25 protein-coding genes are annotated in these 25,687 nt (G+C 54.4%); 15 read left to right on the forward strand and 10 right to left on the reverse strand.

Going from position 1 to position 25,687, the window contains the following annotated elements; genetic code table 11:
• The first annotated feature begins 26 nt into the window (after positions 1 to 26).
• Positions 27 to 386 (forward strand): DNA transfer protein p32, encoded by a 360-nt coding sequence (locus BEN74_RS12150; protein WP_068909960.1) that lies wholly within the window; start codon positions 27 to 29, stop codon positions 384 to 386.
• 43 nt (positions 387 to 429) lie between these two features.
• Here BEN74_RS12150 and BEN74_RS12155 read toward each other — a convergent pair whose 3' ends face one another.
• Positions 430 to 906 carry a DUF4442 domain-containing protein gene (locus BEN74_RS12155; RefSeq protein ID WP_068909873.1) on the reverse strand — a complete coding sequence of 159 codons (477 nt, stop codon included), beginning with the start codon at positions 904 to 906 and terminating at the stop codon, positions 430 to 432.
• A gap of 125 nt (positions 907 to 1,031) precedes the next feature.
• Between BEN74_RS12155 and BEN74_RS12160 the strand changes: the two genes are divergently transcribed.
• The 5 genes from BEN74_RS12160 to htpG all read left to right on the forward strand — a co-directional run bounded on the left by BEN74_RS12160 (position 1,032) and on the right by htpG (position 6,821).
• The gene (locus BEN74_RS12160; RefSeq protein WP_068909871.1) at positions 1,032 to 1,934 is read left to right on the forward strand and encodes an alpha/beta fold hydrolase; all 903 of its coding nucleotides are present in this window, start codon (positions 1,032 to 1,034) and stop codon (positions 1,932 to 1,934) included.
• Positions 1,935 to 2,013: 79 nt separating this feature from the next.
• Positions 2,014 to 3,429, forward strand: a complete 1,416-nt coding sequence (locus BEN74_RS12165) for a Na+/H+ antiporter family protein (RefSeq protein ID WP_068909868.1) — start codon at positions 2,014 to 2,016, stop codon at positions 3,427 to 3,429.
• A gap of 289 nt (positions 3,430 to 3,718) precedes the next feature.
• Entirely contained in the window at positions 3,719 to 4,309 is a 591-nt protein-coding gene (locus BEN74_RS12170; protein WP_068909866.1) for an OmpW/AlkL family protein, read from the forward strand.
• Between the two features lie 147 nt (positions 4,310 to 4,456).
• Positions 4,457 to 4,801, forward strand: a complete 345-nt coding sequence (locus BEN74_RS12175; RefSeq protein ID WP_086374259.1) for a lysozyme inhibitor LprI family protein — start codon at positions 4,457 to 4,459, stop codon at positions 4,799 to 4,801.
• A 100-nt stretch (positions 4,802 to 4,901) separates the two neighbouring features.
• Positions 4,902 to 6,821, forward strand: a complete 1,920-nt coding sequence (gene htpG / locus BEN74_RS12180; protein ID WP_068909863.1) for a molecular chaperone HtpG — start codon at positions 4,902 to 4,904, stop codon at positions 6,819 to 6,821.
• Between the two features lie 56 nt (positions 6,822 to 6,877).
• Here htpG and BEN74_RS12185 read toward each other — a convergent pair whose 3' ends face one another.
• The 6 genes from BEN74_RS12185 to BEN74_RS12210 form a co-directional block, all read right to left on the reverse strand.
• Positions 6,878 to 8,002, reverse strand: coding sequence for a hypothetical protein (locus BEN74_RS12185; protein WP_068909861.1), 1,125 nt, complete (start codon positions 8,000 to 8,002; stop codon positions 6,878 to 6,880).
• Positions 8,003 to 8,094: 92 nt separating this feature from the next.
• On the reverse strand, positions 8,095 to 9,477 hold the full coding sequence (locus tag BEN74_RS12190; RefSeq protein WP_068909859.1) for a hypothetical protein: 1,383 nt from the start codon (positions 9,475 to 9,477) through the stop codon (positions 8,095 to 8,097).
• 10 nt (positions 9,478 to 9,487) lie between these two features.
• Positions 9,488 to 9,667 (reverse strand): hypothetical protein, encoded by a 180-nt coding sequence (locus tag BEN74_RS12195; protein WP_068909856.1) that lies wholly within the window; start codon positions 9,665 to 9,667, stop codon positions 9,488 to 9,490.
• 259 nt (positions 9,668 to 9,926) lie between these two features.
• Entirely contained in the window at positions 9,927 to 10,118 is a 192-nt protein-coding gene (locus tag BEN74_RS12200; protein ID WP_068909854.1) for a hypothetical protein, read from the reverse strand.
• A 231-nt stretch (positions 10,119 to 10,349) separates the two neighbouring features.
• Positions 10,350 to 10,574, reverse strand: a complete 225-nt coding sequence (locus BEN74_RS12205; RefSeq protein ID WP_068909851.1) for a hypothetical protein — start codon at positions 10,572 to 10,574, stop codon at positions 10,350 to 10,352.
• A 336-nt stretch (positions 10,575 to 10,910) separates the two neighbouring features.
• Positions 10,911 to 11,795, reverse strand: a complete 885-nt coding sequence (locus BEN74_RS12210; RefSeq protein ID WP_068909849.1) for a LysR family transcriptional regulator — start codon at positions 11,793 to 11,795, stop codon at positions 10,911 to 10,913.
• A gap of 224 nt (positions 11,796 to 12,019) precedes the next feature.
• On the opposite strand from BEN74_RS12210, the gene BEN74_RS12215 reads away from it, so the two are divergent.
• On the forward strand, positions 12,020 to 12,628 hold the full coding sequence (locus BEN74_RS12215; RefSeq protein WP_068909846.1) for a LysE family transporter: 609 nt from the start codon (positions 12,020 to 12,022) through the stop codon (positions 12,626 to 12,628).
• A 77-nt stretch (positions 12,629 to 12,705) separates the two neighbouring features.
• Here BEN74_RS12215 and BEN74_RS12220 read toward each other — a convergent pair whose 3' ends face one another.
• Complete coding sequence (locus BEN74_RS12220) at positions 12,706 to 13,392, reverse strand: DsbA family oxidoreductase (RefSeq protein WP_068909843.1); 687 nt, start codon at positions 13,390 to 13,392, stop codon at positions 12,706 to 12,708.
• Positions 13,393 to 13,554: 162 nt separating this feature from the next.
• Positions 13,555 to 14,448, reverse strand: a complete 894-nt coding sequence (locus BEN74_RS12225; protein WP_068909841.1) for a LysR family transcriptional regulator — start codon at positions 14,446 to 14,448, stop codon at positions 13,555 to 13,557.
• 169 nt (positions 14,449 to 14,617) lie between these two features.
• Here BEN74_RS12225 and BEN74_RS12230 point away from each other — a divergent pair, with 169 nt between their 5' ends.
• The 8 genes from BEN74_RS12230 (at position 14,618) to BEN74_RS12265 (ending at position 24,001) form a co-directional block, all read left to right on the forward strand.
• On the forward strand, positions 14,618 to 16,135 hold the full coding sequence (locus tag BEN74_RS12230) for a CoA-acylating methylmalonate-semialdehyde dehydrogenase (RefSeq protein WP_068909838.1): 1,518 nt from the start codon (positions 14,618 to 14,620) through the stop codon (positions 16,133 to 16,135).
• A gap of 11 nt (positions 16,136 to 16,146) precedes the next feature.
• A complete protein-coding gene (mmsB, locus tag BEN74_RS12235; protein ID WP_068909836.1) occupies positions 16,147 to 17,037 on the forward strand; it encodes a 3-hydroxyisobutyrate dehydrogenase in 891 nt (296 codons plus the stop codon).
• An 85-nt stretch (positions 17,038 to 17,122) separates the two neighbouring features.
• On the forward strand, positions 17,123 to 18,778 hold the full coding sequence (locus tag BEN74_RS12240) for an AMP-binding protein (protein WP_068909834.1): 1,656 nt from the start codon (positions 17,123 to 17,125) through the stop codon (positions 18,776 to 18,778).
• Between the two features lie 25 nt (positions 18,779 to 18,803).
• On the forward strand, positions 18,804 to 19,931 hold the full coding sequence (locus BEN74_RS12245) for an acyl-CoA dehydrogenase family protein (protein ID WP_068909831.1): 1,128 nt from the start codon (positions 18,804 to 18,806) through the stop codon (positions 19,929 to 19,931).
• Positions 19,932 to 19,954: 23 nt separating this feature from the next.
• Positions 19,955 to 20,728 (forward strand): enoyl-CoA hydratase, encoded by a 774-nt coding sequence (locus BEN74_RS12250; protein ID WP_068909956.1) that lies wholly within the window; start codon positions 19,955 to 19,957, stop codon positions 20,726 to 20,728.
• Between the two features lie 17 nt (positions 20,729 to 20,745).
• Complete coding sequence (locus tag BEN74_RS12255; RefSeq protein ID WP_068909829.1) at positions 20,746 to 21,780, forward strand: enoyl-CoA hydratase/isomerase family protein; 1,035 nt, start codon at positions 20,746 to 20,748, stop codon at positions 21,778 to 21,780.
• Between the two features lie 130 nt (positions 21,781 to 21,910).
• Complete coding sequence (locus tag BEN74_RS12260) at positions 21,911 to 23,239, forward strand: MFS transporter (protein WP_068909827.1); 1,329 nt, start codon at positions 21,911 to 21,913, stop codon at positions 23,237 to 23,239.
• 387 nt (positions 23,240 to 23,626) lie between these two features.
• Positions 23,627 to 24,001, forward strand: a complete 375-nt coding sequence (locus tag BEN74_RS12265) for a hypothetical protein (protein ID WP_068909824.1) — start codon at positions 23,627 to 23,629, stop codon at positions 23,999 to 24,001.
• Positions 24,002 to 24,132: 131 nt separating this feature from the next.
• Here the strand turns inward: BEN74_RS12265 and BEN74_RS12270 are convergent, their stop codons facing one another.
• A complete protein-coding gene (locus BEN74_RS12270; protein ID WP_068909822.1) occupies positions 24,133 to 25,650 on the reverse strand; it encodes an acetyl-CoA hydrolase/transferase family protein in 1,518 nt (505 codons plus the stop codon).
• Between the last annotated feature and the right edge of the window lie 37 nt (positions 25,651 to 25,687).

The following is a 25,687-nucleotide window of genomic DNA, read 5'->3' on the forward strand; positions in this document are numbered from 1 at the left end:
GAAAGGAAAGGGGAATGGCCATGAACATGAAAAAATTAGGCTGCGCAATGGCCGCGGCAGCCCTGTCGGCAACGCTGCTGGCAGGCTGTGAAAGCATGTCGGCGAATGAACAGCGCATTGGCGCAGCGGCGCTTGGCGGCGCCATCGGCGGCGGCGTAGGCAGCTCTGTCGGCGGCACAGCAGGCGCAGCCATTGGCGGCGGCGCAGGCGCAGCGGTCGGCAGCAAAACTCAGAATGGCTCAAACCGCAACGCGACTTACAGCGGCGTCGGCGGCGCGATTGGTTCAGCAGTCGGCAAAAGCGTCTTAGGCGGCAATGCCGGCGCAGCCATTGGCGGCGCGATCGGCGGCGGCGCGGGCGCAGCGATTGAACAGAAGAAGCGCTGATTTTCCGCTGCCGGGAACAGGCGCCTGCACAGCAGGCGCTTTTTTATTGCTTCGGCTGCTTGCGCCGGATATACAGGGTCTTCTGCACTTCCGCAATGCGCAGGCCGGCTTCATCAAAAATATTCAGGGAATAATTGCGGATCACCGGCGCATAGTTTTCGGCCAGCGCCTTGATCTGCTCGATTTCCTGAAAGTCTACGCGGATGTCGGCATGCACGGCGCCGCGCCCGGGGGAAAGGAACTGAATTGAGGCAGCTTTGTCCCAGACAATATACTTGGGGCCCAAATGGTGGATGAGCAGCAGCATGTAAAAGGGGTCAACCATTGAATACAGGCTGCCGCCGAAATGCACGCCGGCAATGTTACGGTTTTTGCGGGTCAGGGGCATTTTGACCCGGATATGGTGATTGGCGAGGTCAATTTTATCAATTTCAATGCCGGCGCCTTTATAGGGCGCGTAGCGGTTCAGCATGAATTTGGAGACAACCGGGATTGTCATTATTTTCTGGATCAGGCGCATCGGGGTCAATTCCTTTTTATCGGCATCTCAGCATACTAGAGCATAATTAAAAAAACGGCATTGATCAGATTGCCGCCACTTCATGCTAAAAGGCCAGTCTGAATGGCCGGAAAAAGGAATGCCATATGGATGCGCGCGCGCAATGGGTCAGCACGGCAGATCAGCAGCAGCTGTATGCGAAAGCGTGGGGTGATGAGCGCAATCCCGCGCTGGTTCTGGTGCATGGCTACCCCGATCATCAGGAGGTCTGGGAGCGGGTGATTCCGCACCTGATTCAGGATTTTTTCATTGTGACTTATGACGTGCGCGGGGCGGGCCAGTCCTCCGCGCCGCGGCGGGTTCAGGATTACCGGCTGGAGCTGCTGTCGGCAGATCTGGACAGCGTCACGCAGGCGCTGCTGGGCGGGCGGAGCTTTCATCTGGCGGCCCATGACTGGGGCTCAATACAGTCTTGGGAATCAGTCACCGACGCGCGGTTCCGCGGCCGGATTTTATCCTATACCACAATTTCAGGGCCCTGCCTGGACCATGCCGCCTTCTGGATGCGCGGGCAGTTCAGGCATCAAAAGCCGGAATTTTTCAGGCAGCTGGGCAAGTCCTGGTATATCGCCGCCTTTCAGCTGCCGTTTTTGGCGCCGGCGGCGTGGCGCTTTTTCAGCCCCGAGCGCTGGAGGAAGGTTGTCGCCCGGCTGGAGCGCAGCACGGATTTGCCTTTAAACGCCAATATTGCCAAAGACGGCAAATACGGCATAGGGCTGTACCGCGCTAATTTCATGCCGCGCCTGCTGCAGCCGCGCGCGCGCCATGCGGTTTGCCCGGTGCAGGCGGTGGTGCTCAAGCGCGATCAGTTTGTCAGCCCGGCACTGATTGCTGAAATGCCGAAATGGGCGGAACAGTTTTCCCGCGCAGATATCGACGCCAATCATTGGGCGGTGCTGAGCCAGCCTGCGCTGATTGCGGGCTGCATCGGCGGTTTTGCGCGGAAAAGTCAGGCCGGGCAGGCGGTGCCCGGCGCAGCGCCGGACTGAATGAAAGCTGATCAAATTGCAGTTTAAGGTTTTTTAATCTGCTAAAATGGCGGCTTTTCGTCTTCCCCCAAATTTATTCATGAATGCCGTAGTAATTGCGATTGCCGTGATGTTTATACTCTCCATCGCGCGAGTTTCTGTTGTTCTGACTTTGGTCATTGCAGCAATTGTTGGCGGTTTAGTTGCAGGACTGAGCCTGTCAGACACCATTAATGCCTTTAATGCCGGCTTAGGCGACGGCGCCGAAGTGGCGCTGGCCTATGCGGTTTTGGGCGCGTTCGCCCTGGCGCTGTCTAAATCCGGCCTGCCTGATCTGCTGGCGCACAAGCTGATTGGCATGCTTGGCGCCGAAGTGACGCAGATCCGCGCCAGAAAGGTCAAATATCTGCTGCTCGGCATTCTGCTGGTGGCGGCGATCTGTTCACAGAACCTGATTCCGGTGCATATTGCGTTTATTCCTGTGCTGGTGCCGCCTCTGCTGAAGGTCATGAACCATCTGAAGCTGGACCGCCGCGCGGCCGCCTGCGTCATGACCATGGGCCTGGTGGCGACCTATATCTTCCTGCCGGTCGGTTTCGGCGCGATTTTCCTTGAACAGATCCTGATGGGCAACATCAATAAAATTGGCGCAGCCTACGGCCTGCATGTTGAGCGCTGGATGATGCCGGCAGGCATGGCGATTCCCGTGCTGGGCATGCTGCTGGGCATGCTGTTTGCGGTCTTTGTCAGCTACCGCAAGCCGCGCATCTACACCGACCGCGCCGTTGCGCGCGTAACCGCAATTGATCTGGATAAGCCGGTCCGCGCCGGTGAAATGCAGCTGCTGGCCGATGATGCGGAAGAATTAAAGCAGGAAGCGGAAAAAGCGCCGGTCATTGCCAAGAAAACCATGCTGATGGCCTTTCTGGCGATTGTACTGACGCTGGTTGCGCAACTGTATTCAGGCTCGATGATTCTGGGCGGCCTGGTCGGTTTTGCCGTGCTGTCCGGCGCCGGAATTTTCAAATGGCAGGATGCTGATGATGTCTTTGTGCAGGGCATGCGCATGATGGCGCTGGTCGGCTTCATCATGATTTCCGCCGCCGGCTTTGCCTCGGTGATGACCGCAACGGGCGACATTAATCAGCTGGTGAACGGCGTGGTGCACATCATTGGCGACAATCATGCGCTGGCAGCCTTCCTGATGCTGTTTATCGGCCTGTTTGTCACGATCGGCATTGGATCATCCTTTTCCAGCGTGCCTGTGCTGGCGGTTATTTACGTGCCGCTGTGCGTGCAGTTCGGCTTCAGCCCGCTGGCAACCGTGGCGCTGATCGGCACCGCCGCCGCTTTGGGCGATGCCGGTTCGCCTGCTTCCGATTCGACTCTGGGGCCGACAGCCGGCCTGGGGGTTGATGGCCAGCATGACCATATCTGGGATACGGTGATTCCGACATTCATTCATTTCAATATCCCGCTGCTGATTTTCGGCTGGATCGCCGCCATGGTGCTCTAAAATGAAAAAAAGGCGATTTTAAAATCGCCTTTTTTATTATTAATTCTGATTGGAAAGGTTGGAATAAAATAAATAATTTATTATTAATCTTGATTGAAATTGTTGGTATTTAAATATATATTTATAATATATATTATGAAATTAAAACCAAGCCATAAGCTAGGTTTAAAATAAATAATGATTATAAACAAATAGATATAAAATAATAAAAATAAAGTAAATTAATAATGTTGCATAGTATTGAAACAATTGTTTAATATTTAATTATTCATTCTAGAGGTTGTTTAAAATGTTGAAACAAGCTGCTCTTATTGCATTATTGGGGATGTCTGCTTCTGCGATGGCAGGTCAGTGGCAGGTAAAAGTCGGCGCTTCTGCAATCGCTCCAACAGCAGATACAAGTATTCTAAATGGCGCGGCTAAAGTAGAAGCAGACGACGAATTTGCATTTACCCCATCTGTAGAATATTTCTTCAATGACAATATTTCCACTGAATTGCTTCTTGCTGCGCCAATCAGCCATGATGTATTGCTTGATGGTGAAAATGCAGTAAAAATTAAGCATTTGCCGCCTACATTGACAGTTAAATACAATTTTAAGAACTCCACTGGCTTTACGCCATACATCGGCGTTGGCGGCACAGCATTTATTGCTTGGGATGAAAAATCAGACCTTGGAAAAGTTAAAGTAAAAGAAGACTTCGGCTTTGCGGGTCAAGTCGGCTTTAATTTCCAGCCGGCCGATGCTAAAAACTGGGGCGTATTTGCTGACGTACGCTATGCGCAGCTGAGCCCAGAAGTACAAATTGAAAATGTTCCTAAGTTTGATTTAGACATCGATCCGGTTATTTACACAATCGGCTACAGCTACAAATTCTAATTTCCAGAATTTAATCAGCGCAAAGGCCCCATCTTCCCGATGGGGTTTTTTATCGGCTAAAATAAAATCACAATAAAGGCTGAAATACAGGCTGCAGTTCAAGGCAGCACAGAAAATCCATCAGAACAATATTCAGGAAGTGCAGCAGTGAAAATAAGACGATTATCCGCTTTAGCATTTTTATGCGCCGCCGGCTTTGCGGCGCAGGCCGCCAGTTTCGACTGCCAGAAGGCGCACACCCCGACCGAGCATGCGGTGTGCAGCCACCGCGCATTGAATGATGCGGATGTAAAAATGGCGGCGACATACGGCATTGTGAAGCGCCTGATGCCGATGGGGACGCGGGGAGAGATTCAAGACCAGCAGGTCAAATGGCTGCAGCTGCGCGATCAGTGCCGCGACAATGCCAGCTGCCTGAGCGACGTTTACAGGATGCGCCAGCAGAAGCTGGACTTGTATCTGGAGCGGGTTTATCGGCAGGGGCCGTTTTAAGCGTTAAATTTTATCCATTCCGGCATTGAAAATCGGCGAAGCTGCTCCATTCATATAACAGTCAATAAAAACATTGTTCTATGAGTTTAAGGAGTAACTGATGAGCGAGCAAAACGCGCAAAAACACAGCTTTCAGGCGGAAGTGGCCCAGCTGCTGCATTTGGTGACCCATTCACTGTATTCCAACCCTGAAATTTTCCTGCGCGAGCTGATTTCCAATGCATCCGACGCCTGCGACAAGCTGCGTTTCGAAGGCATTAATCACCCTGAATATTATGAAAATGATCCGAACCTGCATGTCCGCGTCATGCTGGATAAAGACCGTAAAACCATTACGATTTCTGACAACGGCATTGGCCTGAGCCAGCAGGAAGCGATTGACAACCTCGGCACCATCGCCAAATCAGGCACCAAGGACTTTATGTCCAAGCTGACCGGCGACCAGAAGTCAGATGCGCAGCTGATTGGCCAGTTTGGCGTCGGCTTCTATTCGGGCTTTATCGCTGCCGATAAAATTGCCGTTGAATCGCGCCGCGCCGGAGCGGAAGCGTCTGAAGGCGTGCGCTGGGTCAGCGCCGGCACAGGCGAATTTGAAGTGGAGCAGATTGAAAAGGCTTCACGTGGAACAGATATCATCCTGCATCTGCGCGATGATGCGCTGCAGTATTTGGAAGCGCATAAAGTAAAGCAGATTATCAATAAATACTCTGACCACATCAGCCTGCCGATTGAAATGCAGAAAGAAGTCTGGCAGGAAGAAGAAGCTGCTGAAGGCGAAGCGCCGAAGGGCGGCCAGTATGTGAAGACAGATGAATGGGAAGCGGTGAACTCCGCCAGCGCGCTCTGGACCCGCAGCAAAAGCGAAATCAGCGATGAACAGTACGCCGAGTTCTACAAGAACCTGAGCCATGACTTTGAGGCGCCGCTGGCCTGGACGCATAACCGGGTAGAGGGCAGCACCGAGTACACCCAGCTGCTGTATATTTCGGGCAAAGCGCCAAGCAATATCTTCACCCGCGAAGCTAAAGCCGGCATCAAGCTGTATGTGAAGCGCGTGTTTATTATGGATGATGCTGATAATCTGATTCCGAACTACCTGCGCTTTGTGCAGGGGGTTGTGGACAGCGCGGACTTGCCGTTGAACGTCAGCCGCGAGCTGCTGCAGGAAAGCCGCGATGTGAAAACCATCCGCGAAGGCAATGCGCGCCGCATCCTGAACCTGCTGGACAGCCTGGCGAAGTCTGAAGATGCAGAAGATCAGGAAAAATTCAAAACCTTCTATGCGGAATTCGGCGCGGTGCTGAAGGAAGGCTTGGGTGAGGATTTCGGCAACCGCGAGCGTATTTTAAAGCTGCTGCGCTTTTCCAGCTCTGTCAATGATGCAGCGGAAACATCGCTGGCGGACTATAAAGCCCGCATGAAAGAAGGCCAGAAAGCCATTTATTATGTCACGGCCGACAGTCTGAATGCCGCCAAGAACTCGCCGCAGCTGGAGCTGTTCAAGAAGAAAGGCATTGAAGTGCTGCTGATGTCTGACCGCGTGGATGAGTGGGCGATGGAATTCGTGAATGAATTCGACGGCTTGCCGATGCAGAATGTGGCTAAAGGCGCCGTGGATCTGGGCGACCTGCAGGATGCTGAAGAGAAGAAGGCGCTGGAGCAGGCTGCCGAGCAGTTCAAGCCTGTGGTGGACAAGCTGTCCGATTCATTGAAGGACAAAACTCAGGAAGTGCGCGTCACCACGCGCCTGGTCGATTCGCCTGCCTGCCTGGTGACCGGTGAAGGCGAGCTTTCGCCGCAGTTGATCCGCATGCTGAAGCAGGCGGGCCAGCCTGTGCCTGAAAGCAAGCCGATTCTGGAAATCAACCCGGAGCATCCGCTGGTGCAGAAACTGGAAGGCGCTGCGCAGTTTGATGATTTGGCCAATGTGATTTTTGATCAGGCTTTAATTGCTGAAGGCGGCCTGCCGGAAGACCCGGCGGCCTACATTAAGCGGATTAATAGCCTGCTGCTGCAGTAATTCCGCGCCGCAAGTGAAAAGCCTCCATCAGGAGGCTTTTCTATTGGCGGGCGCTTTTAAAACAGCGCTTCTAAGCGCACCGAGGCGCCAATGAAATGGCTGCGGTCCGCGCGGTGGTCATTCAGGTAATTGAGGTCGCCTTGAATAAAAAACCATTCCCTGACAAAGGGCTGGCGCCATGAAACGAATGGGCCGTAGCTGTTGAGGCGCAGGTCTTTATTGTTCAGGAAGCCGCCGGTATACAGGCCGTAGCTGAAGGTGTTGCCGTGAAAAAACTGATGCTGGCGGAAAATGAAATTGTCCCAGTTCAAGTCATCGTCCTGCGCATCGGCATAGGTCAGGCTGAGCTGACTGGACAGGATCGGCTGATTGGGGCGGGCATGGGTCAGCTCGATGTTGGTGCGCAGGTAGTTTTCGCTGTCGACGCCGTAGCGGTACATCTGTTCAGCATGCAGTGAAAAGTCATTCTGCAGCGTCCAGCGCTTTTTGGCTTTCAGGCGCAGGTAGATGTCATCGCCGGAACGCACGCCTAAGTCAAGATCGGTGTCAAAAGGAATATGCTTGGACAGCGCTGACCAGCGCAGCGCCAGTGAGCTGTTGTCCTCTTTGGCGCGCTGGCCGTCTACGGTTTTATCCTGCTGGCCGGCGGCGTTTTCATTGCTGATGGCGACGCTGTTTGCCAGCTCGTTATCCAGGCTGTCATCGCCGAAGACCAGGCTGACTTTGCGCTCCAGTGCCGGAAGTTTCAGTTTTCCCCGGATGCGCGGCTTAACATCATAGCCGTCATGCTTATTCCAGCGGTTGTCGACAATCACCCGCAAGGTCGCAGAGGCGGGCTTATTCGGGTCCGGCTCGCCGAACCAGTTGTCCATTTTATTGGCGGTTCTGTCCGCCCAGTTGCGGATGCTTTTTTGCTGGCGGTCGCTCCATGTGCCGTCTTCAGTCTGATCGGTAGGCGGGGTGATGCCCTGATCAGACTGCTCCGGCAGCCAGGTCGGCACGGCGTCAATTACCCGCGGAATCTGAAATAAAATCCCTTGGCCATTGCTGTCCAGCGTTGGATTTTTTTCTGAATTCTGCGCAGGCGCCGCTGTTTCATTGGCTGCAGCCGCGCTGCACGCCATCCCCAGCGCTGCGGATATGAAAATTCTTTTGGCAAAGCTGATTCTGATTCTTGGCATGTTTTAAAGCTCTTATATATATCCTCGGCTCAGCTGTAGTTTTGTATAATTTTCAGTCAAAAAGCAAGGATAAGCTGCAATAATAATACTATTTAATTGGAAATATGCTGCTGAATTGCTTCATATAATTCCAGAACATCCACCGGCTGGGCCAGCCCGGCAATAATTGACTGAATCATTTGCCAGCTGAGGCCGTGGCGCCTGTGCAGCAGCAGGTGCGGATAGGCCTGCTCTGTTCTGGACAGCGCCAGCCGGCTTTCGCCGTGAATCACGCGGATTTTCTGCCGCTCTTCCAGCAGCAGCAGCGGCGTGCGGCAGCTGGCCTGCCGTTCGGCAAACTGAATGAATTTCTGGGTGTGAATGAAGCTTGCGGGAATGAAGGGATGATAGCCCTCAGCCTGCCATACCGCTGCAGCCTGCTCATTGCTGCATTTGAACAGGGTGTCCGCATGCATAAAGCATGCGCTGAGCTGCTCCCAGCCAATTTCCTTCAGGGCGGCGATATCATGCTGAAACTGGCTGCTGAACAGCCGAGACAGGCGCACCGCCTGCATCGGGTCCAAGGCGCCCAGCAGAATCAGGTGCTTAATGAACCGGCCCTGGCTGTTGACCTGTTCAGCAATATAGGCCGGGCGGTTTTGCCAGTCCTGCAATTCTGCATAGTGCAGCAGCAGGTCTGCATGCTGGGAAATTTCAGGCGCATCGGGCAGCTCCAGCGCATACAGGCGCTGCTGCCGGGCTTCGGGCTGCGGCAGCGCATGAAGCTGCGCAGCCCACTGGCCCAGCTGCATAAATTCCGGCGCTGGCGCCGCGCGCTGATCAGGCGCGGCGGCTGCATTGTAATCCAGCGCAGGCTCTGGGCGTTCAGGCAGATCCGGGCTTCGGGATGGGGCTGCATGCACAGGGCTTCCGCTGCCGGGCTGCGGGCTGAAATCTGCCGATGCTGCTGCAAGGGGCAGCGGGACTTCGGGCAGCTGCGCCGGCGCGGCATTCAGCGCAGCCGTGCGCTCCTGAAACTCAGCATTGCTGAGCAGGCAGGCATAGCGCTTCTGCTGCTCCAGCAGCCAGGCATAGCACTGCTCAAAATTGCCCCAGCCGCTGATCAGTGCGGTGCGCCCGGGCGCGGGGATCAGCCAGATCTGCCAGCCTTCGTGCTGCGGATGCAGAAAGGCCCAGCCGGATTCCGGTTCCGCATACAGGGCTTCTTCCAGTGCCTGCTCCGCGCTGAAATAGCCGCGGAAGCTCTGCGAAAAGGGCGTGCTGCCGGCAAAGGCATAGGCCGCCGCATTGGGGGAAATCTGAGCTTTGTAGGCTAAAATCTGCTTTTGAAAAATGGCTTCATCGCATAAGGCGAAAATATCATGGATTCTTTTTTTTGAGCTGGCGATTTCATAGAAAGACAATGCGCGGTGCTCTAAATTATCAGTTAAATGATGCAGTTCTTTAATGATCAGCGCTTTTTCCAAGGCATTCATTCAGTGTCCCCTAAAGAAATTTTTGGGCTTTTTCCAAGTGCTTGGCTAAGACGATATTGATGGCAAGTTCCACTAATTTATATTCTGCGGAATGGGGCTGCTGATATTTTTCCGCCATTTCGATCAGGTAATCAATGCTGATGGCCTGAGGCGAAATCTTGCCTTGTATAAGTGCCTGAAGTTCCTGCATAGGAAAACCTATGTGCATGACAAAAGAAATGAAGTTGCACCGATTATAGGGTTTTCAGTAAAAAATGCATGAAAAAAATGTCAGCTTTTGACGCTGAATTTTAAAAAATGACAAAAAATGTGCAGTTTTAAGAGGAATTAAGCATTTCTGCATGCGCCTGGCCGGGCGGCGGCTGCTTCAGAAAGCCATGCGCAAATAAAAAAAGCAGGCAGGCTGCGGGCCTGTCTGCTTTTTCTGCTGGAAAAGGGCGCTGTGAAAATTAAGCGGCTTTTTCCGGTTTGACCGCGCCTTGCGGCGCCGCCGCGGAAGCAGGCGCTTTGCTTTCAGCTTTGGCAATTTGCTCAGGCGCTGCTTTTTTCACTGGAAAATCAGGAGTATGCACAACTTGCGCGGATGCAGCTGCGGAAAGCGCCATAATAGCGGCGGCGAATACAGATTTAAGAGTGTTCATTGCTTTGTCCTTTCAAAAAGAAAGCCCAGCTTAGCTGGATGGGGAGATGCGCTTTAATGCGCTAAATTTCATGAAAATAATATCAAAAAATAATCAATTAAAAATGATCGATCCGGCAAGATCGGCTGGTTTTTTAAATTTTTATATTTATAAAACAATAAATTAGAGTTTTTATTCTAAGCAGCCTAAGCGCAATTAGGCCGCTTCTGATTTCAGATGCAGCGCTGAAAGCTAGGGCTTTTTGGCGCATTTTTTCTGATAGATTTTGCCCGCTATGCCGCCAATGACTGCGCCGCTGAATGTGCCGAATACAGGAAGGATGCTGCCGGCCACCGCGCCAATCAAGACGCCTTTCAGGGTCGGGGAAAATTTAGATGCTTTGGCTGCGCATGCTGAACTTGCCGGTGAATCTTGCTGGACTGGCTCTAAAGCAGATGATGGGTTTTCAGTGCTCATGTTGCCCTCGATGGCTGATGGAAAAAGGAGTTTCCAGCTTAGCGGAGAATCCGGCTGCGCGCTGTCCTGCGCATGTAAAATCAGGCTGCGGTTTGTAAGCTGAGCATCTGGCTTAATGCTGACCAGTTAAGCGTAATTTCATGATTACTGATTGATAAATCTCCCCTAACCCTGAGCCATATATGGCGCAAGGAAAAAGAGGGGAATACCCTTGAACTCAATACTGTATTGAGTTCCGAAATACTCCCTCCTTACTGACTGGCATTAGAGCATCTGGCTGGGCCTAAGCATTCAGGCGCCCCGAAAAGCGCTTTGCCATTGCGCAAGCCCTGCTGCCTATTGATCCAATGCCAGTATTTTAGCCTGGCTGTCCAGCATCTCTTTTTTAAGCCACTGCATGAAAATGGCCTTCCGGCAGTCATTTTCAAAAGGCGTATTGGATAAAAGGTAATAGGCTGAGCCGTCTTTAAAAGCGGGCGCAATATTTTCTAAAAAGCTGTATTCAAGCTCTTTTTCGATCATATAAATTGAAATAACGGTTGATCCTAAGCCGGAAAGGCAGCCTTCCAGGCACAGGTGGAAATGCTCAAACTCAATGACAGCGCAGCCTGCAATAAGTTTATTGATTGCCTTGTTTTTATATAGTTTTCTGTAAAAATCCGGCCTGGATTTTGAAATAAGCAGCGCTGGGCTTGTTGCCATTTTCGGGCTTTTCGCCAGAACAGTATATTCATCGGCCAATTTCTCGCTGAAGATGCTTCCGCTCCAGGTGAAATCATCGCGCCTTAAGGCAATATCAATGCCGCCTTTTTCAAAATCAACCGCGCCGCCGCCGGTAAGTAAAACAATATTGAAGCCGCAGTTAAGCGCCTGAAATTTTGATAAGCGGGGAATCAGCCATTTCATGGCAATGGTCGGTTCGCATGATAAAACCAATTGATTTTTTTCGGCATTTTTTTGATTTAAATCAATCAGGCAGATCTCCAGCTGGCTGAAAATTTTTTGGCAGCAGCTCAGCAGCAGTTTGCCTTCCTGCGTCAGAATAAGCAGCTTATTCGAGCGCTGAAATAGCGCTATGCCGATATTCTCCTCTAAGTTCTTAATTTGCTTGCTGACAGCGCTTTGGGTCACGAATAATTTTTCCGCCGCCAGGGTGACGCTGCCAAATGTCGCGACAAAGTAAAAAAACTTCAGCGAATTCAAAGATACTTTCTCGATCATTCCAAAAACTCATCATCTGTGCGGAAATATATTCAATTTTAATTTTTTAAAATTGCTGCAAAATAAGCCTGTCTTAAACTGCGTGGCAGATTTAAATATATGAAAATCATCTTGATTTGCAGAAAGTTTATTGAAGGAAACAGCCGGAATTCAGTGCAGAAACTTTCTGCAAACAGGGCGTCGCAGCTTAAATTGCAATATAGCATGAATAAAGGGAATAGCTGATGGGGGAGCTTATCGCCGTCGCCGGCATCACTCTGCTGGCTGTGATCAGCCCCGGCGCAGATTTTGCCATAGTCACCAAAAACAGCTATCTGTATGGCCGTAAAATCGGCGTGCTTACTGCGCTGGGCATCTCCTTAAGCGTATTATTCCACGCGGCTTATGCATTGACGGCTGCCGCGTTCATTATGGCAAAGCTGCCGCAAATACTTACCTTCATGAAGCATATTGGGGCTGCATATTTGATTTACATCGGCTGTAAAACTTTTGCGCAAGCTCCTGCGGCCGAGCTGAATTCAAGCCGGCAGGCAGGTGAAATGCAGTCTTTAAAATATGGATTTTTTACCAATGCATTAAATCCGAAGACGGCTTTATTCGTCATCAGCATTTATACCCAGATTGTCAGCCTGACTGCGCCAAAAATAACTCTTTTAGGCTATGGCCTATTGATGTCTCTTGCTCACTTGGCATGGTTTTCAGCCGTTGCCGCGCTGTTCTCATCCGCGGCATTGAGGCGGAAAATGCTGAGCCGGCAGGCTGCCATCAATAGAATTATTGGCTCACTGCTGAGCCTGCTGGGGGTATTCCTGCTGCTGGCGAGTTTCCAGTAGCGCATGGCTGGCCCTGCAGGCTTCAGCAATAAAAAAATCCCCAAAGCTGGGGATTTTCAAACTGCTGCTGCTGGCGGCTATTTCTCAGGGAGGCCGCAGGCGTCATCCGCGCACTGAGGCGCATGATCCGCAGCCGGCGCTTCCTGGGCTTTTTCCAGCACCTGCAGGAACACTTCTTTCGGCTGCGCGCCGGCCAAAGCGATGCGCTGATCAAAGACAAAGAAAGGCACGCCGGTCACCTTCAGCTGATCGCGGGCCACTTCCTGATCAAATTTCACAAAGTCGGCATACTGGTCAGAATCCAGCAGGTCATCCACCTCAACCGGATTCAGGCCGATGCGTGAAGCGACGTCTTCCAGCGTTTCGCGTTCGCCAATCGGCAAGCCCTGGGTCATGTAGCTGAAGAAAAACGCTTCTTCCGCTTCTGAACCCAAGCCTTTGCTTTGCGCCAGATGAATAATGCGGTGCGCATTGAAGGTATTGCCGGAATTGGCGTTTTCCCAGTTGAACTGAATGCCTTCCTGCTGCGCCATGGCGGCGATATTGCGCTGCATCTCTTCAACTTCCGCCAGCGTGCGGGCGTATTTCTGCGCCAGGCGCTCTGAGTTGGAAATTTCCTGGCGGGCCGGCGCATCCGGATCCAGCTCAAAGCTGTGCCAGTGCACTTCCAGTTCTACCCCGGCTTCAGCCGCCGCCGATTCCAGGCGTTTTTTGCCGATATAGCAAAATGGGCAAACCACATCAGACCAAATATCTACACGCATGCGCTATCTCTATTTCTTGCTTGGGGGATAGATGGGGGCTGCGCAGAAAATTTAAAGCCGGAACGGCCGGAAAAATGCAGCCGCCGCTTTAGCGCCCGTTCATTGCGCACTGCGCGGCCGGCTGCAGATGCCGGCAATCCATTTGCATCTTAAGCCTGCAGATCAGGCAGCGCTTAAATCCATCAGCAAATGCTGCTGCGCATCGACCTGCTTGCGCAGGAAATCCCACACCAGCTTAATCCGCGGCTCATGCTGCAGGTCAACCAGCGTCAGCATCCAGAAGGTGTGGGTAAAGCGGATCTGCGGATGCAGCACCTGCTCAAGCTCCGGCTTGCCTTCGGCAAGGAACTTCGGCAGGATCGCCAGGCCGGCGCCGGCGCTCACCGCCAGCTGCTGCGCCAGGATGCTGCTGCTGCGGAAATTCGCCGTGAGCTGCAGCGGCAGGCGCTCCAGGCAGTACAGTTCCGGGCTGTAAACCAGGTCGTCTATATAGTTTACAAAGCGGTGCTGATTTAAATCTTCCAGGCTGTGAATTGCAGGGGAGGCCGCCAGATAGGCTTTGCTTCCGTAAATCTTCAGGCAGTAATCGGTCAGGCGGGTGATGATGTAGGGGCCGGATTTCGGGCGGTCAATTGAAATGACAATGTCGGCTTCGCGGTGCGACAGCTTGACCATTTTCGGCACAGGAATCAGGTCGATGGTAATCGACGGATAGAGCCGGGAAAACTCCACCAGCAGCCCGGTAAGGAAGGCCGTGCCGAAGCCTTCGGGTGTGCCGATTCGCACACGGCCTTCCAGCGGGTTGTGCGGCTTTTCAATCTGCAGATAGGCCTGCTCCATCTGCTCAATGCGCGGCACCAGGGCCAGCCCTTCCAGCGTCAGCTCATAGCCGGTGGCTTCGCGCCTGAACAGCTGCGTGCCTAAAGCCAGCTCCAGCGCCTGAATGCGCCGGGCCACGGTGCTGTGTTCGACGCCGATAATCCGGGCCGCATTGGTCAGGGTTTTAGCGCGCGCCAAGACCAGAAAAAAATGTAAATGATCCCAGTCGATTTTCATTGTATTGCCACATCCTGTGCAAATTCGCACATTAATCGTGCACTAATTTGCGTAGGTGGTCAAAGGGATATTTGCTAGTCTGAATTTCAAGGCGCCGGCAGGCAGCGGCATTGATGATGCAGCTTTTTGCAGCGCCGGCACAATAAAAATGATGACCCAAGGAGAGGCCATGAACGCGGTTCATAAAATACAGCTCAATAATGCGCAGCTTTTAATTAACGGTGAATTTGTCGAATCAAAAACGCAGCAGTGGCAGGATATTGTCAATCCGGCAACGCAGGAAGTGCTGGGGCGGGTGCCGTTCGCCACGCCGGATGAGGTGAACGCGGCCATTGCGGCGGCGCAGAACGCCTTTGCAGACTGGCGCCAGACGCCAATTCAGGCGCGCATGCGCATTATGCTGAAGCTTCAGGAGCTGATCCGGGCCAATGCCAAAGAGATTGCCAAAGTATTGACTGCAGAGCAGGGCAAAACTTTAGCGGATGCCGAAGGCGACATTCAGCGCGGGCTGGAAGTGGTTGAGCATGCCTGCTCCATTGGCACCCTGCAGATGGGCGAATATACTGAAGGCGTGGCGCGCGGCGTGGACACCTATACCCTGCAGCAGCCTTTGGGTGTGTGCGCGGGCATTACGCCATTCAACTTTCCGGCAATGATTCCCCTGTGGATGTTCCCGATGGCGATTGCCTGCGGCAATACCTTTGTGCTGAAGCCGTCTGAACAGGACCCGCTTTCAACCATGATGCTGGTTGAGCTGGCGGTGCAGGCTGGCGTGCCGGCCGGGGTTTTAAACGTGGTGCACGGCGGCAAGGAAGTGGTGGATATGCTGTGCACGCATAAGGATATTCAGGCGATTTCCTTTGTCGGCTCGACGCATGTCGGCACGCATGTCTACAACCTGGCTGGGCAGCACGGCAAGCGCGTGCAGTCGATGATGGGCGCGAAAAACCATGCGGTGGTCATGCCGGACGCCAATAAGGAGCAGACCTTAAATGCCTTGGTTGGCGCGGCTTTCGGCGCGGCCGGACAGCGCTGCATGGCCTTGTCTGTTGCGGTGATGGTGGGCGAAAGCAAAAACTGGATTGAGGCTTTGGTGGAAAAGGCCAAAACCCTCAGCGTCAATGCCGGCCATGAGCCGAATACCGATATCGGCCCGGTGATTTCAGCGCGCGCCAAGCAGCGGGTGGAGGATTTAATCAGCAGCGGCGTTGCGGAAGGCGCCAAGCTGCTGCTTGACGGCCGCGGCGTGCAGGTTGAAGGCTATGAGCAGGGCAACTTTGTCGGCCAGACCATCTTCAGCCAAGTGACTGCCGGTATGCGCATCTATAAGGAAGAAATTTTCGGGCCTGTGCTGGCGATCATCTGCGTCGATACGCTGGAAGAAGCCATTGCGCTGGTGAATGCCAATCCATTCGGCAACGGCGTCGGCCTGTTCACGCAAAGCGGCGCCACGGCGCGCGCCTTCCAGCATCAGATCAATATTGGCCAGGTCGGCATCAATATCCCAATTCCGGTTCCCGTGCCGTTCTTCAGCTTCACCGGTTCGCGCGGTTCAAAACTCGGCGATTTAGGCCCCTACGGCAAGCAGGCGGTGCAGTTTTATACTCAGACCAAAACCGTGACCAGCCGCTGGTTTGAAGACACGCAGGAAACTGCCGAAGTCAATACTACGATTAATCTGCGCTAAGGAGAGCGAGCATGAATATTGCATTTATTGGCCTAGGGAACATGGGCAGCTCCATGGCGCAGAACCTGCTGAAAGCCGGGGAAAATGTTTTCGGCTATGATTTAAGTGAAAAGGCGCTGCAGCATTTTGCAGCCGGCGGCGGGGTGGTCTGCGACAGTCCGCAGGCGGCCGCCCGGCAGGCCGATATCGTCATCACCATGCTGCCGGCAGCCAAGCATGTGCGCGAAGTGTACCTGGGCGAAGAGGGCGTGCTGGCGGTTTTGCAGGCCGGCAGCCTATGCATCGACTGCAGCACCATTGACCCGCAGAGCATTAAAGACATTGCCGCGCAGGCGCAGCAGCAGGGCATTCAGGTCTGCGATGCGCCGGTTTCAGGCGGCACGATTGGCGCCAAAGCCGGCACTCTGACCTTTATGGTGGGCGCGGACGCGCAGACCTATGCGGCTGCGCAGCCGGTTCTGGCCTTAATGGGCAAGAACACGGTGTCCTGCGGCGCGGTCGGCGCCGGCCAGATCGCAAAAATCTGCAACAACCTGATTCTAGGCATTTCAATGACCGCAGTAGCTGAAGGCATGGCGCTGGGCGCGAAGCTGGGCATTGATCCTCAGGCCTTGGCTGGCGTGGTCAACAGCTCCAGCGGGCGCTGCTGGAGTTCGGAAGTCTGCAATCCGTGGCCGGGCATCAGTGAAAATGCGCCTGCAGGCCGCGATTATCAGGACGGTTTCGCCAACCAGCTGATGCTGAAGGATTTAGGCCTGGCGATTGAAGCGGCAGCGCAGGCCAAGCAGCCGGTGCTGCTGGGCGGGCTGGTGCAGCAGATTTACCAGCAGCTGTGCCTGAAGGGCGGCAGCCACTTGGACTTTTCAAGCGTAATCCAGCAGTATCAGCCGCATGCGGGCTGACTGCCGGACCGGGCCAGAGGATGGCCGCTTGAAAAAATAAAAACTCTGTCGTGAATAAGAACAACGCTAGACTGAGGTTGAAATTATGTTGAAATATCAAGAAGCTGCTAAAGAATTTGACTTGAATAAGGCCGCGGCCCAGCTGCTTTCAGGCTCGCTGGATGCGCTGAATGCCTGCTATGAATGCTGCGACCGCCACGCGGCGTCGGACAAAGTAGCCATTTACTGGCAAGGCATTGACGGGCGCAAGGAACAGTACACCTTTAAGCAGCTGCAGCAGCGCGCCAGCCAATTCGCCAATTACCTGAAGTCGCAGGGCGTGCAAGCCGGCGACCGCGTTTCCGGGCTGCTGCCGCGCACGGCCGAGCTGGTGATCACCATTCTGGCGGCCTGGCGCATCGGCGCCGTATATCAGCCTTTATTTACCGCTTTCGGCCCCAAAGCCATTGAGCACCGCGTGCAGCTGGCGCAAAGCAAGTTTGTGGTGACCGATATGGGCAACCGCAGCAAGCTGGATGAAGTGGCGGACTGTCCGGCCATTATTACTGTGGCGGCTGCCGATGGCTCAGGCCTGCCCGAAGGCGACATTGATTTCTGGCAGGCGCTGGATGCGCAGCCGGAGCAGTGTGAACTGACCATGCGCAGCATCAACGACCCCTTCCTGCTGATGTTTACCTCAGGCACCACCGGCCTGGCCAAGCCGCTGGAAGTGCCGCTCAAGGCGCTGATCGCCTTTGGCCGCTATATGCAGGATGCCGTGGGGCTGGCGGAAGATGATTCCTTCTGGAATATTGCAGATCCCGGCTGGGCATACGGGCTGTACTATGCGATTACCGGCCCGCTGCTGCTGGGCCATGCCACCCTGTTTTATGAAGGCGGCTTCAGCATCGACAGCTTCTGCCAGATTGTGCAGGATTATCAAATTACTAACCTTGCCGGCGCGCCAACCGCCTACCGCATGATGATGGCTGCGGATCAGCAGAAAATGGCGGCCTTGCACGGGCAGTTCCGCCGCGTCAGCAGCGCCGGCGAGCCATTGAACCCTGAAGTGATCCGCTGGTTTGACCAGCTTCTGGACGCGCCGATTTATGACCATTACGGCCAGACTGAAGTCGGCATGGTGGTGTGCAATCATCACGGCCTTCAGCACGCGATCCGCGCCGGCGCTGCCGGTTTTGCCAGCCCCGGCTATAAAATTGCGGTGATTGACGCGCAGGGCAATGCCTTGGCTGAGGATACCCCGGGCATTCTGGCCATCGACCTGAAGCAGTCGCCGATGATGTGGTTCGGCGGCTATAAGGAAAGCCGGAAATCGCCGTTTGTCGGGGATTATTACTTAACCGGCGATACCGCGGAAATCCATGCCGACGGCAGCATGAGCTTTGTCGGGCGCAGCGATGATGTGATTACCACTTCCGGCTACCGGATTGGCCCCTTCGATGTGGAAAGCGCCCTTCTGGAGCATGACGCGGTGATTGAAGCCGCGGTGGTGGGCGTGCCTGACCCTGAGCGCACCGAAGTGGTGAAGGCCTTTATTATTCTGGCCAAAGGGCTGGAGCCGACGGCGCATCTGGCTGAAGAGCTGAGCCAGTTTGTGAAAAAGCGCCTGTCCGCGCACGCCTATCCGCGGCTGGTGGAGTTTGTGGCGGAGCTGCCGAAAACTCCGAGCGGAAAAATCCAGCGCTTCCTGCTGCGCAATCAGGAAATCAGCAAGCAGCAGGGCGCCGGCAGCGCAATCTAATACAGCAATTTAAAGGAATGAATTTATGCAGCTGACCGAAGAACAGGTACTGATTCAGGATATGGCGCGGAGCTTTGCGCAGGAGCAGATCAAGCCCTACGCCAGCGAATGGGACGCCAAGGGGATTTTTCCGGCGCAGGCCCTGCAGCAGATGGGCGAGCTGGGCTTTATGGGCATGCTGGTGCCTGAACAGTGGGGCGGTTCCGACACCGGCAATCTGGCCTATGTTCTGGCGCTGGAAGAAGTGGCGGCTGCCGACGGCGCGACCTCGGCGATTATGAGCGTGCATAATTCCGTCGGCTGCGTGCCTATTTTGAAATTCGGCACGGATGAGCAGAAGCAGCGCTTTTTAACGCCGCTGGCGCAGGGCCGGATGATCGGCGCTTTTGCGCTGACCGAGCCGCATACCGGTTCCGATGCGGCCGCCATCAAAACGCGCGCGGTGAAGGACGGCGATGACTACATTTTAAACGGCGCCAAGCAGTTCATTACCTCGGGGCATAATGCGGGGGTCATTATCGTCTTTGCCGTGACTGACCCCGGCGCGGGGAAAAAAGGCCTGAGCGCTTTCTTAGTCCCGCGCGACAGCGCCGGCTATGAAGTGATCCGGGTGGAAGAAAAGCTTGGGCTGCACGCTTCCGATACCTGCCAGATTGCCTTAACCGATGTGCGCATCCACAAAAGCCTGATGCTGGGCAAGGAAGGCGACGGCTTGAAAATCGCCCTGGCTAATCTGGAAGGCGGGCGCATCGGCATTGGCGCGCAGGCGGTCGGCCTGGCCCGCGCAGCCTTAACCGAAGCCGCGCGCTATGCCAAAGAGCGCTGCGCTTTCGGCAAGCCGATTTTTGAACAGCAGGCGATTTCCTTCCGCCTGGCCAGCATGGCCACCGAAATTGAGGCGGCCCGGCAGCTGGTTCACCATGCGGCGCGCTTAAAGGAAGCCGGCCAGCCCTGCCTGACGGAAGCCTCGATGGCCAAGCTGTTCGCCTCGGAAATGACGGAGCGCGTGTGCTCGCAGGCGCTGCAGATTTTCGGCGGCTACGGCTATTTAAAAGATTTCCCGATTGAGCGGATTTACCGCGATGCGCGGATTTGCCAGATTTATGAAGGCACCAGCGACATTCAGCGCCTGGTGATTGCGCGCAGCTTATAAATGGAATAAGGATAAGAACGATGATGGCATGGCAAACGATTTTGCTGGAAAAGAACAACGGCGTGGGGCTGATTACCCTGAACCGCCCGCAGGCGCTGAATGCGCTGAATACTGAACTGATCAGCGAGATCAACCAGGCGCTGGACCAGCTGGAAAAAGACCCGGGAATTGGCTGCATTGTGCTGGCCGGCTCAGAAAAAGCCTTCGCCGCCGGCGCGGATATTAAGGAAATGGCGGAGCTGGACTTTCCGAATATCTATTTTGATGATTTCTTCAGCCTGGCCGACCGGATTGCGCAGCGCCGCAAGCCGCTGCTGGCTGCGGTGAGCGGCTATGCGCTGGGCGGCGGCTGCGAGCTGGCCCTGATGTGCGACTTCATCTACTGCGCCGACAACGCCAAATTCGCTTTGCCTGAAATCACCTTGGGGGTGCTTCCGGGCATCGGCGGCACGCAGCGCCTGACCTTGGCGGTGGGCAAAGCCAAGGCGATGGAAATGTGCCTGACCGCGCGGCAGATGGGCGCCGCCGAAGCGGAACAGAGCGGACTGGTGGCGCGGGTATTCAAGAAAGAGGAGCTGCTGGCGCAAAGCCTGCAGGCGGCGGAAAAAATTGCTGAAAAATCCCTGACTGCGGTGATGATGATCAAGGAATCGATTAACCGCGCTTTTGAAGTGAGCCTTGCGGAAGGGCTGCGTTTTGAGCGCCGCACCTTCCATTCAGTTTTTGCCACAAAGGATCAAAAGGAAGGGATGCGGGCCTTCATCGAAAAGCGCGCCGCTGAATTTTCCAATCAATAAAGGGCGGGAAGCAGATTATGAATCATGAAAATAACTTAATCATTACGGTGCAGGGCGCTTTGGGCATTATTACCCTGGACCGCCCCAGCCATTTAAATGCCTTATCGATACAGATGATTGAAGGCATCCGCGCGCAATTCGAGTGCTGGCGCAATGACGCCGGCATCCAGGCGGTTTTAATCAATTCCAGCAGCCCGAAAGCCTTTTGCGCCGGGGGCGACATCCGCTATCTGTACGATGCCTATAAAAATGGCAGCAGCGATTACCGCGAGTACTTCATTGCCGAATACGCGATGCTGAGCGCCATCCGCCAGTATGCAAAACCGGTGCTGGCCTTGCTGGACGGCTATGCGCTGGGCGGCGGCCTGGGCTTGGCGCAGGCCTGCCATATCCTGGTCAGCAGTGAAAAATCGCGCTTTGCGATGCCTGAAACCGCAATTGGCTTTTTTCCGGATGTCGGCGCCACGCATTTCCTGTCGCGGCTGGATGACATGGGGGTATATCTGGCGGTCAGCGGCGAGCAGATCAGCAGCAGCGACGCGCTGTATCTGGATCTGATTGACTATCATGTGCCGGGCGAGCGCCTGGAGGCCTTGCTGTCTGCCATCGCCGCGGCCCCAAGCCTTGAAAAAGCCCAGATTGAGCAGCTGATTTCACGCTTTATTACCGCGCCGGAGGCCAGCCAGCTCCGGGCCTTGTCAGACCTGATTCACCGGCATTTTTCCCATCAGAGCATTGAGGAAATTGAAGGCAGCCTGGCGCATGAAGCCGATCCGGCGCATCAGGCCTGGGCTGCGCGGACGCTCCAGATGCTGCAGCAGCGCTCTTGGGTCGCCAAGCAGAGCAGCCTGAAGCTGCAGCAGGCGGGGCGCGGCCTGGCGCTGGAACAGTGCATGCAGCTGGAGCGCGATTTGCAGGACATCTGGTTTGAGCACGGCGATTTAATTGAAGGCGTGCGCGCCCTTCTGATTGATAAGGACAAGCAGCCGAAATGGCAGTCCAGCAATGCAAAGCTGGCCAGCATCATTGACAATTTAACCGCCATTTCATAGCGCCGCAGCTGAACAGGCGCAGCGGGCTTTGAATTCGAAGCAGCAGGAGGGAATGCGCAGCCTGAAAATAATAAAATGAACAGCATGGATTTTAAATAAGAATATTGCCGGCTATGGAAGAGAGGTAAATATGCAACAGGTTCAAGGAACAGCGCCACGTCAGCCCTCCCACCGCCTGGCTGGAATTTCCAGCATGGTGGGCACGACGATAGAATGGTATGACTTTTTCATTTACGGCGCTGCCGCCGCGCTGATTTTCAATAAACTGTTTTTCCCTAACTTAGACCCGCTGTCGGGCGTGCTGGCGGCTTTTGCGACCTATGCGGTCGGCTTCATCGGGCGGCCTTTGGGCGGCATTGTATTTGGCCATTTCGGCGATAAAGTCGGGCGCAAGTCCATGCTGCTGCTGACCCTGCTGCTGATGGGGGTGCCGACGGTGCTGATTGGCCTGCTGCCGACTTATGAATCCATCGGCTACTGGGCGGCCTTCCTTCTGGTAATCCTGCGCTTTGTGCAGGGCATGGCCATGGGCGGTGAATGGGGCGGCGCCGTGCTGATGGCGGTGGAGCATGCGCCGGAAGGCAAAAAAGGCTTCTGGGGCAGCCTGCCGCAGGCCAGCGCCGGCGGCGGACTAATGCTGGCTTCAATGGCTTTATGGCTGGTTTCCCTGATGCCGGAGCCTATCCTGTTCAGCTGGGGCTGGCGCCTGCCGTTTCTGGCGAGCATCCTGCTGCTGGGCGTGGGCTGGTATATCCGGGTGAAAGTTCCTGAGTCGCCTGACTTTGAAAAAGTGAAGGCGCAGAGCAAAGAAATCAAAGTGCCGGCTTTGCAGGTATTTAAAAACCATCCTAAACAAGTGCTGACGATTATTATCGCCCGCGCCGCTGAAAATGCATGGTTCTACATGGCGTCGACCTTCGCTTTGGCCTATACCACCACGCAGCTGGGCATTCCGCGTCAGGAAATCCTGTTCGCCACAATCTGCGGCGCCGGCGCAATCATGCTGATGACCCCGCTGTGCGGGCATCTGTCAGATAAAGTCGGCCAGCGCAATATGTTCATGTTCGGCCTGCTGGTGCTGGCGCTGTACTGCTATCCGTTTTTCAGCATGCTCAATACCAAAGATCCGCTGCTGGTCTGGACGGCCATTGTCCTGGCGATTGGCGTGGTGTTTCCGATTATGTATGCGCCGCAGGCGCAGCTGTTTGCGCGCCAGTTCCCCGCCGAAATCCGCTACAGCGGCATTTCAATTTCGGTGCAGTTTGCCGGAGTGCTGGGCGGCGGCTTGGCGCCGATGGCGGCCACAAAATTGCTGAGCATTGGCGGCGGCAGCCCGCATCTGATTTCAGCCTATATGCTGAGCATGGCGGCGGTCGCAATTTTATGCACCTGCCTGATGCCGCGCGACCGCAATTTCATTCAGCATAAGCAGTATCTGCCGGAAGCTGAAACCCGGTAAGGGGCTGTTTAAGCTGAAGAGGAAGCCGCTTTTTGCAGCGGAGTGAGTGAAACCGGTTCTGAAAAGGGCCGGTTTTATTCATTCAGGGGCTGCATCCGGCAGCCGGCATTGCGCAGCAATCGCCTTGGCGCTCAAGGCGGGGGCATCCGCTGAAAAAAGTTTAACAATAAGCTGCATGCTGCCTTTCAGGGATTCTATTTTTTATATTTAAAAACAGTTGCTTAATATTTTAAATGCCGATTGTTTCACATGTTCCAGCTGCTATTGTTTACCAGCGCTAATAAATAAAAGACCAGCGGTGATTATTAATTGATCAAAAAGGTGCTAATTTAAATCAGGCCGGGGCTGCTGCAAAAGCAGCCCCGCTTTGAAGCGAAGGAGAAGTATATGGTGAAAGAAACTGTTTTCTGCCTGCTTCTGGCGGGCGGCGCATGCCGCGCAATGGCTTCATACCCGGTCAGGGAGCTGGAGCATTTGGATGACAGCGCCTTGCGCATGGTTTCCGGCCAGGCCGGAAGCGCGGCTGACCATCCTGACAGCGCGCCCCCCGTTCAGGTTCAAGATCAAATCCGCCAGATTTCCGGACCGGAGGCCGGCGGCATCAGCGCCCTGACGCAGGCATTCCGCACCGATGAGCGCGGGGAAATATGGCTGGAGATCAGGCGCGGCGTGGTGTCCATCGGCGTGATTGAGTTTTCGCTGAGTGTGGACGGCCTGAGGCAAATGGGGGAGGCGCTGGCCAAAGAAATCATCGTTTACTGATCAGCTGAAGCAGGGACGCTGCCTGCAGGATTATATTTAAATGTATTTAAAGCAGAATTCAACGGAATGAATTTAAATGTGATCTGAATAAAAAAACGCCCCGCGGGGCGTTTTTTCTGTTCAGTCAGCGGTTAAGCGGTTTTAGCTTCCGGCTGCTGCGCCAGCATATGGCCGTTTTCTTCAAAATTGATGTGCCAAGACAGCGCTTCGCGCAGAATGTGCGGGGTCTGGCCGCCTTTGGCGCATGCGCGGTCAAAGTAGTCATTCAATGCGTCGCGGTACATCGGGTGAGCGCAGTGGTCGATAACCGCGCGGGCGCGTTCACGCGGCGCCAGGCCGCGCAGATCCGCCAGGCCCTGTTCAGTCACCAGAATGTCTACGTCATGCTCTGCATGGTCAATGTGCGAGGCAAACGGCACCACTGAAGAAATGTCGCCGCCTTTCGCAATTGACTTGGTCACGAAAATCGCCAAGTGCGCATTGCGCGCGAAGTCGCCTGAACCGCCGATGCCGTTCATCATTTTGGTGCCGCAGACGTGCGTTGAGTTGACGTTGCCGTAAATATCAAACTCAAGCGCGGTGTTGATGCCGATGATGCCTAAGCGGCGCACCAGTTCAGGATGGTTGGAAATTTCCTGCGGGCGGAGCACCAGCTTGTCTTTGTACTGCTCTAAGTTGTTGAATACTTTTTCACCGTATTTTGCAGACAGGGTGATTGAAGAGCCAGAAGCGAACTTCATTTTGCCTGCATCAATCAGTTCAAATGTGCAGTCCTGCAGCACTTCAGAGTACATCACCAGGTCTTCAAAGTTGGAGTCTTTCAGGCCAGTCAATACCGCATTGGCGATAGAGCCGATGCCGGCCTGCAGCGGGCCGAGGTCTTTAGGCAGGCGGCCTTCAGCCACTTCTTTTTCAAAGAAAGCGATCAGGTGGTTGGCGATGCCCTGGGTTTCGTCGTCCGGCTCAGTCACTGTAGACGGAGAGTCGTGCAGTTCGCTGTTGAATACGATGCCGACGATTTTTGCTGGATCAATATTGATGGCAGCCGTGCCGATGCGCTCATCCACTTTGGTCAATGGAATCGGCTGGCGGGTAGGGCGGTATGAAGGAATGTAGATATCGTGCAGGCCTTCAAATGCCGGGCTTAAATTGGTGTTGATTTCAACAATCACTTCTTTGGCGAAAATCGCGAAGCTGGCCGAGTTGCCGACAGAAGTGGTTGGAATGATGCCGCCGTCTTCGGTAATCGCAACCGCTTCAATCACCGCTACATCCGGCTTTTTCAGCTGCAGGTTGCGCATCTGCTCAACCGTTTCAGACAGATGCTGGTCGATGAACATCACTTCGCCTTTGTTGATGGCTTTGCGCAAGGTGTTGTCGACCTGGAACGGCATGCGGCGCGCAAGAACGCCGGCTTCAGTCAGCTGCTTGTCGAGGTCATTGCCTAAAGACGCACCCGTAATCAGGGTGATTTTCAGCGGGTTTGCCTGCGCTTGCTTAACCAGCGCCAAAGGCACCGCTTTGGCTTCGCCTGCGCGGGTGAAGCCGCTCATGCCTACTGTCATGCCGTCTTTGATAAAGGCAGCCGCCTGTTCAGCGCTGATGACTTTATCGTGAAGTGATGCTAAGCGAATGCGATCTAAAGACATGTTTTACTCTCGTGGAATTCTTGAAACTGATACGGAT

Origin of the sequence: Acinetobacter sp. WCHAc010034, from assembly GCF_001696615.3 — a bacterium.
GTDB lineage: Bacteria > Pseudomonadota > Gammaproteobacteria > Pseudomonadales > Moraxellaceae > Acinetobacter.

Excerpts from the sequence above, each read along its gene's own strand:
- BEN74_RS12265 (WP_068909824.1), top strand. The coding sequence starts at position 23,627 with ATGGTGAAAGAAACTGTTTTCTGCCTGCTTCTGGCGGGCGGCGCATGC.
- BEN74_RS12245 (WP_068909831.1), top strand. The coding sequence starts at position 18,804 with ATGCAGCTGACCGAAGAACAGGTACTGATTCAGGATATGGCGCGGAGC.
- BEN74_RS12220 (WP_068909843.1), bottom strand. The coding sequence starts at position 13,392 with ATGCGTGTAGATATTTGGTCTGATGTGGTTTGCCCATTTTGCTATATC.
- BEN74_RS12160 (WP_068909871.1), top strand. The coding sequence starts at position 1,032 with ATGGATGCGCGCGCGCAATGGGTCAGCACGGCAGATCAGCAGCAGCTG.
- BEN74_RS12190 (WP_068909859.1), bottom strand. The coding sequence starts at position 9,477 with ATGAATGCCTTGGAAAAAGCGCTGATCATTAAAGAACTGCATCATTTA.
- BEN74_RS12155 (WP_068909873.1), bottom strand. The coding sequence starts at position 906 with ATGCGCCTGATCCAGAAAATAATGACAATCCCGGTTGTCTCCAAATTC.
- BEN74_RS12205 (WP_068909851.1), bottom strand. The coding sequence starts at position 10,574 with ATGAGCACTGAAAACCCATCATCTGCTTTAGAGCCAGTCCAGCAAGAT.
- mmsB (WP_068909836.1), top strand. The coding sequence starts at position 16,147 with ATGAATATTGCATTTATTGGCCTAGGGAACATGGGCAGCTCCATGGCG.
- BEN74_RS12165 (WP_068909868.1), top strand. The coding sequence starts at position 2,014 with ATGAATGCCGTAGTAATTGCGATTGCCGTGATGTTTATACTCTCCATC.
- BEN74_RS12260 (WP_068909827.1), top strand. The coding sequence starts at position 21,911 with ATGCAACAGGTTCAAGGAACAGCGCCACGTCAGCCCTCCCACCGCCTG.
- BEN74_RS12255 (WP_068909829.1), top strand. The coding sequence starts at position 20,746 with ATGAATCATGAAAATAACTTAATCATTACGGTGCAGGGCGCTTTGGGC.
- BEN74_RS12170 (WP_068909866.1), top strand. The coding sequence starts at position 3,719 with ATGTTGAAACAAGCTGCTCTTATTGCATTATTGGGGATGTCTGCTTCT.
- BEN74_RS12150 (WP_068909960.1), top strand. The coding sequence starts at position 27 with ATGAAAAAATTAGGCTGCGCAATGGCCGCGGCAGCCCTGTCGGCAACG.
- BEN74_RS12200 (WP_068909854.1), bottom strand. The coding sequence starts at position 10,118 with ATGAACACTCTTAAATCTGTATTCGCCGCCGCTATTATGGCGCTTTCC.
- BEN74_RS12250 (WP_068909956.1), top strand. The coding sequence starts at position 19,955 with ATGGCATGGCAAACGATTTTGCTGGAAAAGAACAACGGCGTGGGGCTG.
- BEN74_RS12195 (WP_068909856.1), bottom strand. The coding sequence starts at position 9,667 with ATGCAGGAACTTCAGGCACTTATACAAGGCAAGATTTCGCCTCAGGCC.
- BEN74_RS12185 (WP_068909861.1), bottom strand. The coding sequence starts at position 8,002 with ATGCCAAGAATCAGAATCAGCTTTGCCAAAAGAATTTTCATATCCGCA.
- BEN74_RS12215 (WP_068909846.1), top strand. The coding sequence starts at position 12,020 with ATGGGGGAGCTTATCGCCGTCGCCGGCATCACTCTGCTGGCTGTGATC.
- BEN74_RS12225 (WP_068909841.1), bottom strand. The coding sequence starts at position 14,448 with ATGAAAATCGACTGGGATCATTTACATTTTTTTCTGGTCTTGGCGCGC.
- htpG (WP_068909863.1), top strand. The coding sequence starts at position 4,902 with ATGAGCGAGCAAAACGCGCAAAAACACAGCTTTCAGGCGGAAGTGGCC.
- BEN74_RS12270 (WP_068909822.1), bottom strand. The coding sequence starts at position 25,650 with ATGTCTTTAGATCGCATTCGCTTAGCATCACTTCACGATAAAGTCATC.
- BEN74_RS12210 (WP_068909849.1), bottom strand. The coding sequence starts at position 11,795 with ATGATCGAGAAAGTATCTTTGAATTCGCTGAAGTTTTTTTACTTTGTC.
- BEN74_RS12230 (WP_068909838.1), top strand. The coding sequence starts at position 14,618 with ATGAACGCGGTTCATAAAATACAGCTCAATAATGCGCAGCTTTTAATT.
- BEN74_RS12240 (WP_068909834.1), top strand. The coding sequence starts at position 17,123 with ATGTTGAAATATCAAGAAGCTGCTAAAGAATTTGACTTGAATAAGGCC.